The sequence below is a fragment of the Vampirovibrio chlorellavorus genome, assembly GCF_003149375.1.
Lineage (GTDB): Bacteria > Cyanobacteriota > Vampirovibrionia > Vampirovibrionales > Vampirovibrionaceae > Vampirovibrio > Vampirovibrio chlorellavorus_B.
In genome coordinates, this window is record NZ_QFWH01000003.1 from 333,733 (window position 1) to 349,277 (window position 15,545).

The following is a 15,545-nucleotide window of genomic DNA, read 5'->3' on the forward strand; positions in this document are numbered from 1 at the left end:
GTACGAATTTTCGGCCAATTTCTTGATTGGCGTTTACTGTTGCTGGCAATAGCTGAACAGTTTTTGGGTCAGTTGTCCAAACAACTGGCTCTCCTCCGGCAGGTGCAGAGTTTGGGCGTAGTGGTTTAACCCGGCCATAATGGCCACATCGCTCCAGCCCAGTTGGGGCAGCGCTGGCTTGCTGGCCTGTGGGGATTTGGCCTTGCTATGCTTGTCCGGCTGGGCGGTTTTTTCGCTTTCACTCAGGACGTCTCGTTTAATGCCAATGGTCCAGATGCCTTCCTGAATTTTAGGGGCCAGGCTGGCGGCCTCACTTTCGCTCAGCATGTCCAGCCGGATCAGGGCGGGCAGTATGACGGTGGATACCCGAGTCAGGGCCTTCTGGAATTCCAGCCGCTCCGGGGCGTTGTCGTTCTGCAGGGGGATTTTGACTTGCAGTCCTCGGCTTTGCAGGACGGTCTGGATGGTGCCCTGCGTCCACAAGTCGCCCCCGGCAATGGAAATATGGGTGGGCACTTGAGGCAGGGTGTCCAGTTTGGCGCTGATGGGGCCAAGGTCAGGCTCGCCTGGGCTATAGGAGGAGTCCCAAAAGCCCCGCACAAAACGCCCGATAATCCGCATGCGGATGTCATCGCTCAGGCTGGGATGCTCCCGCTGTAGCGTTTTCAGGCTGCTCATCAGTTCTGTGATAAAGCGGCTGAATAGCAGCCCCTCTCCGGTCAAAATGGTGCAGGGGATCAGCTCGGTCACCGGGTCCCGCTGGAGAACCTGCTTACGGGGCACGAAAAATCCCAGTTTGGCCAGCTGCTCAATGTAATCGGTAAAGGACAGTATGTAGTCCGGAAAGCGGGTGGCGGAGGGAGCCGCCAGAATGACCTCCGGCAACTGGCCCCGGTACAGGGCGTCGCTGTAGCTATTGTAAAACCGTCCGCCCAGATCCACGGTGATCTTTTGTCGACCCTTGCCAATTTGCACGCTGCTGGCGGCCCGAAGTGAAGGTGATGATTCCGGCGAGCCGAAATCAATGACGCAATCGGTGTATCCGGCGTGCAGGCAGGCTGTGGTCAGGGCGTTAAAGGGAAAGCCGCCCATAATGCCTTTTTTGAGGATGGGTTTGGGGACTTCCCCCTGCTTGATTCTGGGAGGCATGGCGTCTCCTTATGCTCAAATGCTCTGCTGAAAAGAACGGGAAAGGCGTTCCTGGGTCCGGCCATTTTTCGGCAATCAGGGGCCCGCTTGCAATGGGGGCCTTCTTCCGCAACCAGACTTTTAAGATGACCAATGGGGTCTGACCCGAACTTTCCTCCGTATTTTGATTTTAGACGCATTTCGGTAAAAGCGCCTCATCCCCTCTCTAATACGGTTGTAGGATTTTTAGCGATTTCCCTGCTTCAGGGCCCGGCTGATTTCCCGCTTGCTGTCCCGCTCGGAAATGGCGTCCCGTTTATCGTGCAATTTTTTACCCTTGCACAGTCCCAGCTCCACTTTGACCCAGCAGCGCTCAAAAAACAGTTTCAGGGGAATCAGGGTCAGCCCGGATTCCTTGGTTTTGCCGATCAGTTTCTTGATTTCCTGACGGGTTAACAGCAGCTTGCGCACCCGATCCGGCTGGTGGTTGTTGTAGCTTCCCTGCTCATAGGCGCTGATTTGCAGGCCGTACAGAAAGACTTCACTGTTGTGGATGCGGGCGTGGCTGTCATTCATGGAAACTTTCCCGGCCCGCAGGGATTTAATCTCGGTTCCGGTCAGCACAATGCCTGTTTTGAAGGTCTCCAGAACGTGATATTCGTGGTAGGCCTTCTTGTTGTTCACAATCAGGCTGCTTTGCCGCTTGGTTGCTTTGTCTTTGGTGGTCATGAGATTCGGGTTTCGATTCCAAACAGGCATCTGCCAGGATGGCGAAGGGACATTATAATAGGGGTATATTATCTGAGAATCATAGCACAATGATTAAAATCAGGGCGCTGCGCCCCAGCGAACTTCGACAGGTACTGACCTTGCTGAATCGCTATAGTGATCGGGAGTCGGAATACTCTCTGTTGAAGACCATGCAACAGTTGTACATCCCCATGCACCGGGTTAGCCAGCTGTTGCCCCTGAATTTGCAGTTTATGCCCGCTATTTTCGTGGCTGTGGCCGAGGACAAGGTGTTGGGCATGATCTGGCTGAGCCGGGATGGCTCGCATTCCCGCCGCTGGAAGATTGATCATCTGATTCTGGATCCGGATTCTTTTTCCTACGATGTGGGGACGCAGCTGGTCAATTACGTGATCAACCGCTACGGGGGCGATGGGGTTCAAACCTTTCTGGCCTATGTGGATCAGCATTACGAGACGGGTCTGGCCCTGCTCAAGTCCTGTGGCTTCCGCCGCAGTGCCCGGCAGCATTACTTTGTCCACCGGAATCCGGCCAACCTTAAGTTGCCCCCCGTTACTCTGGATGGGCTGCGTGACAGTCACAACGGCGATTGCGCCAAGCTGGCCACTTTGTACAACGATTGTTTGCCCGTGGATGCCAGAGTGGGTCTCAGTAAAGGGTGGCGGGATTTTTACCGGCCCATGCCCCTCCGGCTCATTGAGAAGACGCGGGGGGCCTTCAACCGGCGTTGGGTCTTTCAGGATTTGGCCCGGGATTGTTTTATTGGCTCCGTGGAACTGGTGACCCGGGATTATAAGGATTTTACCCTGCATATCCTGGCCAGTCCAGGCTGGCAAAGCGCCTACCGGGATTTGGTCACTTATGCCGTACAGCAGGTGTTACTGACCACCACAGGGGCTACCTTGTATGTGGAATGCTTCGAGTTCTGCAAGGCTGGTCTGGAAACACTGGAGCAGTTGGGTTTTCAGCGGCTGGGGATTGCGGAGGTGCTGTTAAAGGATTACTGGATACCGGTTGAGGATAAGGGCAGTCGCTTGCAGTCGCCCATTTTGCTGTTTTCGGGGCGTCCCACCCCGGCTATGAACTGTCGGATCTGGGAATCCGCCGGGCAGCCCCCGGAGGCACTGGGCGGCTGGCTGGATTGAACGGTATCCTCCCGGTTCAAGAGCTTGCGGGGCATTCACTCAGGCAAGAACAAGAGTTTTCACCCAGACCCAAGTTGCTCATTTAAATGTTTTTTAAGTTAAAAGGTGGTAATCTGTTCCTTAGAGATTGGGAGACTGTGATTTGCATCCGGCTGAGAGAAGTCAATACTTTCCAGAATGTGGAACGTCTGTAACCCTGGCACCTTGCCAGCGTCTCGACAGTGTGTCCGGCTGCCCGGGTTCTGGTGTCCTTTCCTTGACTCCGGGCTCCAAACGAACGACAATGCTCCTGTCTTGAAATCCGATGATTTGGCTCAAAACCCCCATCACTAAACCGTCCCTTAATGAACAGAGTAACGGTTACCCGGCATGGCATCGCAAAACGTCCTGATTCTTTCATCCAATACCGGTGGTGGACACCGTAGCGCCGCCAACGCGCTCCAAAACAGTCTGGTTAAAGTTTCGGGTGGAGAAACCACGGTTACGGTCACCCAGGTTCTGGAAGAAGCCCATTACATCAGTCGTAAAGCCGCTGACTTCTATAATTTTCTCCTGCGTGATCATCAGGACTTGATGCACTACTACTTTAACGCCGTCAACAAGTTTCGCCCCAACGAGTCCCGGCTTATTTTCAAGAGCGCCATGGGTTACGCCCAGCGCATATTCAGTAAGATGAAGCCGGATGTCATTGTGTCGGTGCATCCCATGACCCAGCATTTTTTCGCTTATGTGCTACGTCGCTTGAAGCTACAGGATCAGATTCCCTTGCTGACCGTGGTGACGGATCCGTATCAGGGGTTTTGGCGGGGCTGGGCTTGTGAGGATGTGCGCCAGTATTACGTGGCCAGTGAATTCGCTAAAAAGCAGCTGATGGATTTTGGGGTGGAAGCCTACAAGATTCAGGTGATGGGCATGCCAGTACACTCCAAGTTTCATCCGGTCACCGATATGGAAAAGCGCCTCATTCGCAGTCAACTGGGGTTGACCCCGGAACGGTTCACCATTTTTATGAACGCTGGCTGGGTGGGTGGCGGAAATATCTTTAGCATCTATCAGGCCCTGCTTACCAATGCCGGTTTGGCCCAGGCTCCCATTCAGGTGGTGTTTCTGGCTGGGCGAAACGAAGAATTGCTGCATGCGGCCCAGGCGATTGCCGATCAGGCTGAAGTGCCGGTCAAGGTGCTGAGTTTTACCAATGAGATCGAGAGCCTGATGATGGCTTCCGACATTATGATTACCAAAATGGGCGGATTAACCACGTTTGAAGCGTTGAGCTGTCGTTTGCCCCTGATTGCCGACGCCGTGACCCCACCCATGCCGCAAGAGTCCCAGACCGCAGCGTTTTTGGCCAGTACCGGCGCTGCCTTGATGCTGAAGCAGCCCGAGCAAATTGTGCCTATGATAGAATCTTTGCTAGAATCTCCAGGTCGCTACGCTGCGCTAAAAGAAGCCGCCGCGCTTCATGGGCGTCCCGGCGCTTCGGATCATATCGCTCAGGATGTGCTGCGTTTTATACAAGACTCCGTGTTTCTGGATCAGCCTGTACTTGCGTAATAATCTGGGGCTTTTCTGTTTTTTTGATATATTTTCGATACTCGTCTCCTCTGTGTTTTGAGTAGAAAGGTTTGCGGTAAATTAATGAGTGGACTGCTAGACGGTAAAAAGGCCTTTATTTCAGGGGGCTCCCGGGGGCTTGGTAAAGCGTTGTGCGAAGTATTCGCCAGAGAAGGCGCGGACGTGGCCTTTAATTACAATTCCAATGACGCCGAAGCCCAGGATACCGTTCGCCGTATTGAGCAATACGGTCGTAAAGCCATGGCTTTCAAGGTGTCTGTGGTGGATAAGCCCGCCATCAAGCAGATGGTCGCTGATATCATGGCCGAATTCGGGCGCATTGATGCCCTGGTGAATAACGCGGCCATTAACAAGGCCGACAGTTTTGTGACCACCACGGAAAGCGCCTGGCTGAACGTCATCAACACCAACGTGAATGGCCTGTACTACATTACCAAGCCTTTTTTCAAGCAAATGCTGCGCCAGCGCGCCGGAAGCATCCTGAACCTGACTTCTATCGGGGCCATTCGGGCCTTGCCCACCTCGGTGCATTACGCCACCAGTAAAGCGGCTGTCATTGGCTTCACCAAGTGTCTGGCCAAGGAGGCTGGCACCTTTAACGTGAATGTAAACGGCATTGCCGCCGGAATTTTTGACACCGATCTGGGGCACTCCCTGCCGGATAAATTCAAGGAAGTGTATGAAATGTGGTGTACCAAGGGCCGCATGGGTCGCCCGGAAGAGTTGGCCGAGTTTGCCGCCTTTATGGTGTCGGATCGCAATACCTACATGACCGGCGAAATTATTACCATTGACGGGGGCAGTGTGGTTTAGGCACGGACGGGAAGCGTTGAAAAACGTTGACGCTTACGTTATGCTTAGGGCAGATTCCCCAAAATGCGAAGGAGATGGTTATGGCTGAAATCGCCGAGCAAGCCCCTGAACAGGCTCAGAATTCCATCATTGAAGTAACCCCCGCAGCGGTGACCAAGGCCCGAGAGGTGCTGAAAGACTCTGCCAATACCGGGATTCGGGTGGCCGTGGTCGGTGGCGGTTGCGCTGGCCTGCAATACGACCTACAGCCCGCTGAGCAGTCGGCGGAAGGGGATTTGGTGCTGGACTTTGATGGGGTGTCCTTTTTCGTGAACCCCATGGTGGTTCCCTATATCAAGGGCACCCGCATCGATTTTTCCAACGCCCTGATGGATGGCGGCTTTAAATTTATCAATCCCAACGCCACCAGTTCCTGCGGCTGCGGCACCTCGTTCGGTATTTAACGACTACCGACCGCAAGACCGCAGCGACTCCGATTTTTCCTCACGCAACTGATTTTAAGGAGATGCCCCCATGGAAGAGACTCTGCAAACCCCGGCGACTGAGGCCGTTGTGGTCGATCGCGACAAGGTTCAGGAAGTGCTGAACATGCTGCGCCCTTACCTGCAAGCCGATGGCGGCGATGTGGAACTGATTGACGTGACCGCCGAAGGCGTGGTTCAGGTTCGCCTGCAAGGGGCCTGCGGTACCTGCCCCAGCTCCACCTACACCCTGAAAATGGGCATTGAGGAGCAGCTCAAGCAGTACGTTCCCGGCGTGACCGAAGTGGTTTCTGTCTAGAGCAACCCGCCCCCGATTTTGAAAACCCCGGCTTGAAGCGAGTCGGGGTTTTTCAGTGTTCGCTGTTAAAACCCGGTTTGTGCGGTGCCAAACGTTTGCGGATTTGTTATGCTGCTGGCCATGGCAGGAATTGATCTTTCATTGTTGGCAGGCTATCAGGCAGCGTTGGCGCAAAAGGCCCAAGTGGGCCAGTTACGGCGCTGCCGAGAGCTGGTGTGGACGCCTGAGGCTGGCCCCATGGCCGTTCGAGTGGAAGGACAGCCAGCCATTAACTTTAGTAGTAACGATTATCTGGGCTGGGCCCGGCATCCCCGTTTGCAGGCTGCCGCCGTGCAAGCCGTGGAGCAGTTCGGCACGGGAAGCACCGCCTCCCGGTTGATTGGGGGTACCAACCCGCTGGTGCTGGCTTTGGAGTCCAAGCTGGCCGCCTTCAAGCATGCGGAGGCCGCGCTGGTGTTCAACTCCGGCTATCAGGCCAATGTGGCCATTTTGCAGGCCATTTTGGGGCCGGATGATTACGTTTTTGCCGATCGCCTGAACCATGCCAGCCTGATTGATGGCTGTTTGCTGTCCAAGGCCCATTGGAGCCGTTATCGTCATCTGGATTTGGGCCATTTGGCGGAAAAACTGGCAAAGGCCCCGGCTGAAGCCCGCAAGTGGGTGATCACCGATAGTGTGTTCTCCATGGATGGGGATTACCCGGATTTAAAGGCCCTGGTGGACGTTGCCGAGCGTTACGGGGCCTTGGTGATGGTGGATGAGGCTCATGCTACGGGCCTGTTCGGCCATGGCGGGGCGGGATTGTGCCAGCAGTTTGGGGTCAGTGATCGGGTGGCCTTGCAAATGGGCACGTTCAGCAAGGCCTTGGGTGGATCGGGTGCCTACGTGGCCGGGCCTCAGGTGTTAATCGACTGGTTGGTCAATCAGGCCCGAGGCTTTATATACTCCACTGCCCAGTCGCCGACGGTGCTGGGCGCCTCTCTGGCGGCGCTGGATTTGCTTCAAGAGGAGCCTGTGTGGCGGGAGCGCTTGTGGCGCAATGTGCGGACTCTTGAGCAAGCGGTGAGGGCCCACGGTCTGCAAGACTGGATTCCCCTGCCCCTCAAGAGCGCCATTGTGCCCGTGCTGATTGGAGACAGCGTCCGCACGGTGGCCATGAGTGAGGCGCTGTTGGCGGCGGGCTATTTTGTGCAGGGCATTCGTCCGCCCACCGTGCCCCCAAAAACGGCTCGCTTGCGGATTGCCTTGTCCGCTGCACACACAGAGGCCCAGATTGAAAGCCTGTGCGCCGCTTTGGCAACTTTGCTGCGGGTCACTTGACGACGGCTCCAATGAATCCCTTTTCCCTTTGGCTGACACGACAGTTCGCAAGGCGTCTCGGCGGTCGTGGAGAAAGGCCCACACCGGGGATCTCCTACGAATGTTTTCAAAGCCTTGGCTGTTCAGCAACCCAAGGAAGGTGCTGATGGCGAACCGCCATTCGCACCCCTTTTATACTTTGCTTTTTGCTTTGCCTACTTTGGGAGCTCGCCCCGTTGAAAACATTCATAGGAGATCCCCGGTATGGGCCCTGTGGTGCTGAATTCGGGTGCTACTGGCGCACGCGGGTTTAGCGACCAAACACGCCGGGGTTGATCGGCAGGGGTTGGGGCATTCCCATCGGATTCATCGGGTTGGGGGCGTTCAAAGGCACTCCCATAAACAGGCTGCCCACCCCTCGGCCCAGGTTGGCCCCCTTGCTTTGGCCCAGTAACTTGCTGACCGCTTGCAGGCGGTAGGTTTTTTCCAGATTGGCCAGACGCTGTGGTTCGGGCAAGGCCGGGTACATTTGCCCCAACAGGGAGGACTCCAGTCGTCCCAGACGCACTGGCACCGCCTCCACGGTGTTGACCTGCCTGAACACGTTGATTTCCAGCTGGTTCAGGCTTTGCAAAAAGGCAGGATCGCCCACGTAGTATGGGGTAGGGTATCCGCTGGTGGTTGTTTCCAGCGTGGTTTGTCCCCCGTGGGGCTGAATTACGGTGGTGGACTGGCTTTGGGAGACTGTGCCGTTCGGGCTGCTGTAATAGTTGTAAGTCTGCACGGGGGCGTTACCGTAGGTCTGAAAGCCTGAATGGGAACCGGCGCTCCCCAGTGCTTGCCGCTCAATGACCACGGTGCCGGGAGATCCGATTACGGTTCCGCTACTGGTGCTTTCACCCAGTTGGGAACGAACCTGGGGCGGCAGCATGGACATCATCTCCGGGCTGAAGCTGTAGCTGCTGTTGCTGCTGAACCCGCCCCCAATCTGAATATTTCGGGGTGGCCCGCCGATGGTACTGGTGCCAGTGCCGGTGTCCGTGCTAGATTGCCAGGTGCCAGCGGGGCTTTGATAGCCGGGGCGGGGCTGAAAACCCGGGCGGTTGAGGCCACCTTGGCTGCTTGCTGTATTTGGATTGGCGGTACGATGGCTTTGGTAGGGGCTTAGCAAGCGAGCCACCCGGTTGTCCACTGATTGTCCGTTGAACGTTTGCCCGTAGGCCTTTAATTCCAGCCGATCCAGTCGTTCCGTAATCAGGGCGTTGGGGGTGCTTTGGCCGTTGAAGTGATGCTGCTCCAGAGCCTCCAGTTTGCTGTAGATGTCTCGTTGAGTGCTGGTAAATTGAGCGTGATCATCCGGTAGGCTTTGCAGGGCAGGGCTGACAGCGCTGGGGCGCACATTGATCACATCTGGCGCGGTGCTGGCGCTGGCCGTGACATTGGGATAGCGGGAGAGCAGGCTGTCTACCCGGTCAGCCAGGGCTCGGTTGGGATTGGCCTGACCGAATACCTTTTTCTCCAGACGGCTCAGCCGGACCTGCACGTCTTCCCGGGTAAAGTCCCGGCCAAAAACCTGTCGTTCCAGAGCGGTTACGGTGGGATAGTCGGTGGCGTCCGGGATGGCGGGCGGGGCTGACCCGGAATAATCTCTGGCGGAGGCCGGATTGAGGCCCGATGGAGCTGACTGCGTCGGCGTGGCGTTCTGGGATGAGGCTGACTGCGGAGAGCCGGGGGGCAACAGATTTTTCAAAACCCCTTGCAGACGGGCCCTTCGGCTGCTATCCGTACCGGCTTGCACGTCTCCAAAGACCCGTTGCTCCAGTCGGTCCAGTCGTCGGGTGCTGTTTTCCTGAGGATAGGTCATGGAAAACAAACGTTGTTCCAATTCGTCCAGGGTGGCTTCCGCACCGGCGTAGAGAAGGCCAAACTGGCAACACAGGGCGGCCATCAGGGCCAGGGCAAAGCGGATTTTGAAGGAGGTAGGGTGCATGCTTCCTGCCAATTGTTTACTTATTCAAACTATAAGACTTTTTAAAGGGCTTGCCTAGCGCTGGCCTGGCAATTGTTCTTCTTTAAGAATGAAACCTAAAGAATTAAAATGATGAGCCTATAAAAATGGCGCCCGAGAGTAAGGCGCCGTTTCGAGATTTTTTTTAGGGGAGAGACATTGAAAATGGAATTTCCACTGCTCTTTTCTTCGGGCGTCTTTCTGTTTTCCTGAAGGGGGCCTCCCCAAAATTGATACATTTGGTTACACAGGCAGGCGTCATGGAATTCCCCACCTGTTTTTTGAGCGATCCTAAAAACCCAGCCATGTTTTTTTAGATCGATCGCATTTCAGAATATCTTTATAAAGGAGGGTAAATACCAGGGTGCCCAGTGGAAGCAGTAACAGGGTCAGGGTGCAGGACAGGCTGAGATCGGTGAGGGTTTGGGATAACCGTTGAACCCACGAAAAGTCTTCCCCCAAAAGACTTTTCCACAGGGGCAGGCTGTTGAAGTCTCCTTCTGTTCCCATTCCAGCCATCAATTGCTGAATCAGCCAGCGGTGCAGCTGATCCAGGGGCGCACTCAGTTGAAAGAGCCGGAACAGCCAGATCAATGGCTGAGGAATCAGTATATTGGTCAGCAGGAACACGGTGATCTGCAGACAGGTGGTCTTCCAGAACTGCTTGAGGACGAATTTGGAACTCAGCAGGAAGGTATGGACCGGGTTGGCGGGCAGGCCATTTTCAAAGGCGGCAATCTGGAAGGTGAAGGTCAGCGGAATCAGGCTGGCCACCCACAGGGCTCCCAGCAGCAGGCTTTGCAAAATGCCCGCGATTATCAGCAGTTCCAGCATACTGGGCCCCAAAAAGACGCCCAGCAAGGCCAGAAAAATAAAGGGCAAAAAGGCCAGTGCGGGCAGACTGAAATAGGTGCAGGCCAGAATGGCGTAGGGGGCTTTTTTCGCTGCGCTGAGACTTTGATACGCCTTTTTAAAGTCCAGCGGCTGTCCGTTTTCCGCCTCCCAGGCGTTGAGGCACAGGCTGGCCCAAGCCAGCACGTATTGCCATCCACCCCGCAACATCAGCCCTGTGCAGAGCAGGGTGATCACGATACTCAGGCCGATAGCCGTCCAGGGGTATCGCATGGCCAGGACCTGATTCTGGTCCAGCAACCACAAGTTGATCCCCTGACTGCCATAGGCGCCCGCCACCATTTGGGTTACCGGTCCGATTAAAGCGCAGGTAAATGCTTTCCAGTGCTTCGCGTACAGGCTCAGGGCGTGGGCCAGTATGGCCCCTGGGCTTCTGCCCTGAGGGGGGCGATGAGTCGGCGCTGCGTCCAGCGCCGCGTCCTGCGCTGTGTCCCGCGCTTCGGGGCAGGCTTCTGGCCCAGACTCAGCCCCGGATTCAGAAGTTGTCATGGGGAACCATCACGGTTGCTGCTCACTCTGTCAAAAACTTCCCACCTTCCTATTATAGTATTCTTTCAGTGAAAAAAGAGGCCGGAATACCTGCTGGACTCCTCTGTCCGGGGGAGGCCAGCCCATTTGGGAGTGCTGTTTTTGAACTGGCTGAAAGCAAGGTGGGGTAGGGGTTTACCGGTTTTGACCGGGGCATTGCCTTCCGGTAAACGGTGGAGTTTTTGGGCAGCGCTCTTCAGTTTGAGTGGGGCTGACCCGATACGCAGTTTGTAAGCCAACAGCAAGTGTTGGTAAGGCCAATGAAGTCAGTAATGCTTTCAGCGGCCTCTTGTTGGAAAAACCCAGTTACATACAAAGCCCCCTCATCTGATCCTGGATGGCAGCTTGTCATCGCCGGGTTAGGGTGCGGTGTCTGGAAGGGATTCCAGATCCGTAACCGGTTTGAGGGATTTAGGAAAAAGGAGATTTCAAATGCCACTAGTGATTAACACCAACGTTTCCTCACTCAACGCGCAGCGCAGTTTGAGTATGAATACCAGCATGCTGGGCAAGACCATGGAAAAGCTGTCATCCGGGTACCGTATCAACCGGGCCGGGGATGACGCCGCCGGTTTGCAGTTGTCCGAGAAATTGCGGGCCCAGATTCGGGGTTCTCAAAAAGCCTTCGACAACACCCAGGATGGCATCAACGTTCTAAACATCGCCGACGGCTCCCTGCAGACCATTACCGATAGCTTGCAGCGGATTCGCGAGCTGGCCGTACAGGCGTCCAACGATACCTACAACACCGCCCAGCGTTCCGCCATGCAGGTTGAAATCGAGCAACTGTTGACCGATATCGATCGGATTTCCTTTGCCAGCCAGTTCAACGGCGTTTACCTGCTCTCCAGCGCCAGCCCTTCCCAGTTTGTCCTGCAAGTGGGGGCCAACAACTCCAGCAACGATCAAATTGATATCGCCAGCGCTCTGGGTGATTCCAAGGCCTCGACGCTCGGTATCACCGGTTGGGATGGCACCGCGCTGGCCTCCAGTCTGACCAACGGCAGCGCGGCCCGTAACCTGCTGACGATGGTGGATTCCGCTCTGGACGCGGTGAACACCAAGCGGGGTGTGCTGGGTGCGGTGGTCAACCGTCTGGAGGGTGCGGCCAACAACATCTCCATCGGTATTGAGAACCTGAGCGCCTCGGAGTCCCGGATTCGGAACGTTGATGTGGCGATGGAAAGTTCCAATCTCTCTCGAAACCAGATACTACAGCAGGCCTCGCAGGCGATGCTGTCACAGGCCAACCAGACACCCCAGCTGGCGTTGCGACTACTGCAACAGTAAGCCCGGGTGGTTGGCGAAACGATTCAAACGGTTTCGTTTTTCCAACAAACGAGATGGGGCTCGGTTCATCCGGGCCCCTTTTTTTCATGGGGCAATTTTCCTGGCGTTACAGGCTGACGAGCAAAAGCGGACGCTGACAGGGCAACTTTTGGCATTGACAGATTTTCTTGAAACAGTACTCTATTGTGAAGTTAAAAAGTTTACCCGCCTTGGGTATCTCTTTAGGAAATAGTATGGAATTCTTCACCATTTTCGCCATTGTGATGATTATGTGTCCCATTATCCTTCGGGAGTGTGGGCCAATGCGCTGTGAAGAAATCTAAACCCCGGTTTTAACCAGATACAGCCAATCCGCCGACCTCCCTCCGAAAAGGTCGGCGGTTTTTTAGTTTCACCAGTTTTATAAAAGCATCCATTGATCCACATCAATTGGCCCAGAGGTTACCAAGAATGTCCCAACCCGCACCACAGCCACAACCGAACAATAAAGTTGCCCAGCCCAGGTTTGGGGGCCTGCCGCCCAATGCCGTGTCGCAATTTGGTCTGGACTTGTTGGGTGTCTGGGCGCCAAAGATTCCCCTGGCCCGCAGTAAGGAACAACTGGCTGAGGATGCCTTTCTGGAAAACATCGAGAATGGCGCCTTTTACTTTGCCATTCCGTTTGCCGCACCATTTATTGCCAAGGCGCTGTCGGCGATGCACGGGTTAACGACTGGCCTGGATGCTGCCGGACGGAAGGCATTTATCCAGAAAGTGGGTTCCTCTTGGTCTACCTTGGGTCAGGACTATCTGACCAAGCAGGTGGGCACGGTGGCTGGTCGCAATTTGCTGGGTGCCAAGTTCGCCACACTGATCGGCGTGCTTAGTTTTGCCGGTGGCTATGAGTACATGATCCAGCACGCCAAAAACGTGATGATTGCTAAGGGCTTTGGCACCAAGAACTTTACGGCGGTGGCCGGTCTGGAGGATCGTCAGAATCAGGCGGTGGCCGGAGAGATGGACCCGGTGGAGAAAGCCAGGAAGCGAACCTGGCAGGTGCTTTCCGTGATGGGAGCGGGTTTTGGCGTGGCCGCAGCGACGCCCTTTTTGGTAAAAAACGTGCCGGCTTACCAGAAGCTGGCCCAAAAAGTGATGACCGTCTGCAACTTCAATAACAGCAAGGACGCGTTTTTTGACATTACCAAACCTTTATTGGCGGTGATTGCCGGTATTGGGGCGGTCAGTTATGTGGATGCGGCCCGTGACAGTCTGGAGCGCAAAGAAACCGGCAGCCGTCTGGCGCTGGTCATTCCTTATATGCTGTTTGGTAAAGAGCTGGCGGGTAACGCCCTGGCCAAGGCGGTTGGCCTGTTGCGTGTGAAGGACGGGGATACCGTTCGGCATATTGACGATATTATTTCCCTGACCACGGGTGGTTTTAAAGATGCAGTTCAAAAGGCCAGCAAGAAAGAGACCCTCTTACAGCTGGATATGACCAAAGGGAAAGATGCTCTGGTCAAGGAACTGGCGGATAAGAAGGTTTCCAAGGCGGTTACCGATGCCATTCTGACTCGTCAAAAATGGATTGTGAAATATGGTTCTTTTGGCTTAAGTGCGCTGGTGTGCGGTTTGGGTATCAACTGGATGTCCTATCACCAGACCAACAAGCGCCACGAGAAACAGCAGGAAATGGAAAAGCAGAAAAAAATGCTGGCCCTGCAACCGGCCCAGCCCGGGCAGGGGCGAACCGTGTTTCAGTCCTACGGCGGATTTGCCGCTCAGGGGAAACCGCTGGAAGATCCGGCCTCGACTGCTGCCATTGCCGCGCCCAAGGTTCAGGCTCCTTTCCTGGGGGCGCGGCAGTCCACCAATCCTTACGGATACGGACAATGGAGGATTTAAGGAGAATGAGCCTGAGACATCAACGCGATCATCACCGGGTGTTTTTGGATTTAAAGTGTTTTTCAGGGAATTGTGAGCGATTCGACTTCTCAGCCAGCCCTTTGGCTCTGCTGGCCATGGCGGGATAGTGGACTGGGTGCCCGGGTGGAGACGGGTGTGGCAGGTACCGGCATTATGGGCAGCATGGGGGCTTCCCGGATTGTTTTGGTGAGGCGATTGGTATCTTCTTTGTATTTTGTTAATATATATTAAAGCGTTTTTTTCCGGGCTGGGACAGGGTTTGAGGCCACTGGCAAGTGTTCTGATTTTTTAAACCCTCAAGTTTTAAATCTCCCCTTCCGATAGGAGGCACAGACATCTATTTCCATCATTCGATGGAGATGGATGTCGGAACGAATCACACTTCAAGCATGTAGTCAGTCACTCTCTCACCATCCCTGCGATGTGTAGGCTCTGCTGCCTTGGTTGCCCCACGCTGGGCAGGCCATGGCACTGGATTCGCTTTTGCCTTGTGGGGTTGTCGTGAGCTGCAAGTGTCCACGGATAGGAGAACAATCAGATGCCATTAGTCGTGAATACCAACGTGGCGGCAATGAATGCCCAGCGTTATCTCACCAGTAACACTACCGGTTTGGGTAAAACCATGGAAAAGCTGGCCTCCGGGTATCGGATCAACCGGGCCGGGGATGACGCCGCCGGCTTGCAGGTATCCGAGAAATTGCGGGCCCAGATCCGGGGTTCTCAAAAGGCGCTGGATAACGTTCAGGATGGCATCAACATGCTGAACATCGCCGACGGGGCCATGCAGACCATTACCGATGCCGTGCAGCGGATGCGGGAACTGGCGGTGCAGGCGGCCAACGATACCTACAGTTCCGCCCAGCGTTCGGCCATGCAGACGGAGTATGACTCGCTGGCCTCCGGGATCTCCCAGATCGCCCAGGCCGCCCAGTTTAACGGGATTCACCTGCTGGATGCCAGTAGTCCGGGCAACATCTTTATTCAAATTACGGCCAATCAGGGAGGAGATGCCGATGATTTGGATTTAACCAGCGCCCTGTCCGATATGACCGCCAGCGCCCTGGGGATTTCCTCCGCCACTCTGGATAGTCATAGTGCGGCTCAAAGCGCTATTTCCGTGCTGGATGACGCCATTGACACCATCAATACTGCCCGGGGCCAGTTGGGGGCGTTTACCAACCGACTGGAGTATACGGCCCAGAACCTGGCCACCAACATCGAGAACACCTCGGCCTCAGAGTCCAGAGTCCGAAATGTGGATGTGGCCTCCGAGAGTTCCAATCTGGCCCGAAACCAGATACTCCAGCAGGCGGCCTCGGCCATGTTGGCGCAAGCCAATCAGAGTCCCCAGATTGCTTTGAGTCTGTTGCGATAGGCCTGGGCGCTTCTTAGAAAAACAGGTAGAGCTATAGGCA

At 55.3% G+C, this 15,545-nt stretch carries 13 protein-coding genes; 9 read left to right on the top strand and 4 right to left on the bottom strand.

The genetic code is table 11. The annotated features are described in order from the left end of the window. Positions 1-33: 33 nt before the first annotated feature. On the bottom strand, positions 34-1,149 hold the full coding sequence (locus tag DF283_RS06025; protein ID WP_303673827.1) for a hypothetical protein: 1,116 nt from the start codon (positions 1,147-1,149) through the stop codon (positions 34-36). A 225-nt stretch (positions 1,150-1,374) separates the two neighbouring features. Next, complete coding sequence (gene smpB, locus DF283_RS06030) at positions 1,375-1,857, bottom strand: SsrA-binding protein SmpB (protein WP_303673828.1); 483 nt, start codon at positions 1,855-1,857, stop codon at positions 1,375-1,377. An 89-nt stretch (positions 1,858-1,946) separates the two neighbouring features. Between smpB and DF283_RS06035 the strand changes: the two genes are divergently transcribed. The 6 genes from DF283_RS06035 (at position 1,947) to bioF (ending at position 7,511) form a co-directional block, all read left to right on the top strand. Beyond that, positions 1,947-3,023 carry a GNAT family N-acetyltransferase gene (locus DF283_RS06035; RefSeq protein ID WP_303673829.1) on the top strand — a complete coding sequence of 359 codons (1,077 nt, stop codon included), beginning with the start codon at positions 1,947-1,949 and terminating at the stop codon, positions 3,021-3,023. Between the two features lie 369 nt (positions 3,024-3,392). After that, entirely contained in the window at positions 3,393-4,577 is a 1,185-nt protein-coding gene (locus DF283_RS06040; protein WP_303673830.1) for an MGDG synthase family glycosyltransferase, read from the top strand. An 84-nt stretch (positions 4,578-4,661) separates the two neighbouring features. Next, positions 4,662-5,411: an SDR family NAD(P)-dependent oxidoreductase gene (locus tag DF283_RS06045; protein WP_303673831.1), complete on the top strand. Its 750-nt coding sequence runs from the start codon at positions 4,662-4,664 to the stop codon at positions 5,409-5,411. Between the two features lie 80 nt (positions 5,412-5,491). Continuing rightward, complete coding sequence (locus DF283_RS06050) at positions 5,492-5,854, top strand: HesB/IscA family protein (protein ID WP_303673832.1); 363 nt, start codon at positions 5,492-5,494, stop codon at positions 5,852-5,854. 70 nt (positions 5,855-5,924) lie between these two features. After that, complete coding sequence (locus tag DF283_RS06055) at positions 5,925-6,191, top strand: NifU family protein (protein ID WP_303673833.1); 267 nt, start codon at positions 5,925-5,927, stop codon at positions 6,189-6,191. A gap of 120 nt (positions 6,192-6,311) precedes the next feature. Beyond that, complete coding sequence (bioF, locus tag DF283_RS06060) at positions 6,312-7,511, top strand: 8-amino-7-oxononanoate synthase (protein ID WP_303673834.1); 1,200 nt, start codon at positions 6,312-6,314, stop codon at positions 7,509-7,511. 289 nt (positions 7,512-7,800) lie between these two features. Here the strand turns inward: bioF and DF283_RS06065 are convergent, their stop codons facing one another. Further along, complete coding sequence (locus DF283_RS06065; RefSeq protein ID WP_303673835.1) at positions 7,801-9,480, bottom strand: hypothetical protein; 1,680 nt, start codon at positions 9,478-9,480, stop codon at positions 7,801-7,803. Positions 9,481-9,789: 309 nt separating this feature from the next. Then, a complete protein-coding gene (locus DF283_RS06070; RefSeq protein WP_303673836.1) occupies positions 9,790-10,899 on the bottom strand; it encodes a hypothetical protein in 1,110 nt (369 codons plus the stop codon). A 471-nt stretch (positions 10,900-11,370) separates the two neighbouring features. Here DF283_RS06070 and DF283_RS06075 point away from each other — a divergent pair, with 471 nt between their 5' ends. From DF283_RS06075 to DF283_RS06085, 3 genes are all read left to right on the top strand, one after another. Further along, a complete protein-coding gene (locus DF283_RS06075) occupies positions 11,371-12,228 on the top strand; it encodes a flagellin N-terminal helical domain-containing protein (protein ID WP_303673837.1) in 858 nt (285 codons plus the stop codon). Positions 12,229-12,678: 450 nt separating this feature from the next. Further along, the gene (locus tag DF283_RS06080; RefSeq protein ID WP_303673838.1) at positions 12,679-14,109 is read left to right on the top strand and encodes a hypothetical protein; all 1,431 of its coding nucleotides are present in this window, start codon (positions 12,679-12,681) and stop codon (positions 14,107-14,109) included. A 559-nt stretch (positions 14,110-14,668) separates the two neighbouring features. Next, on the top strand, positions 14,669-15,505 hold the full coding sequence (locus DF283_RS06085; RefSeq protein ID WP_303673839.1) for a flagellin N-terminal helical domain-containing protein: 837 nt from the start codon (positions 14,669-14,671) through the stop codon (positions 15,503-15,505). Positions 15,506-15,545 lie beyond the last annotated feature (40 nt).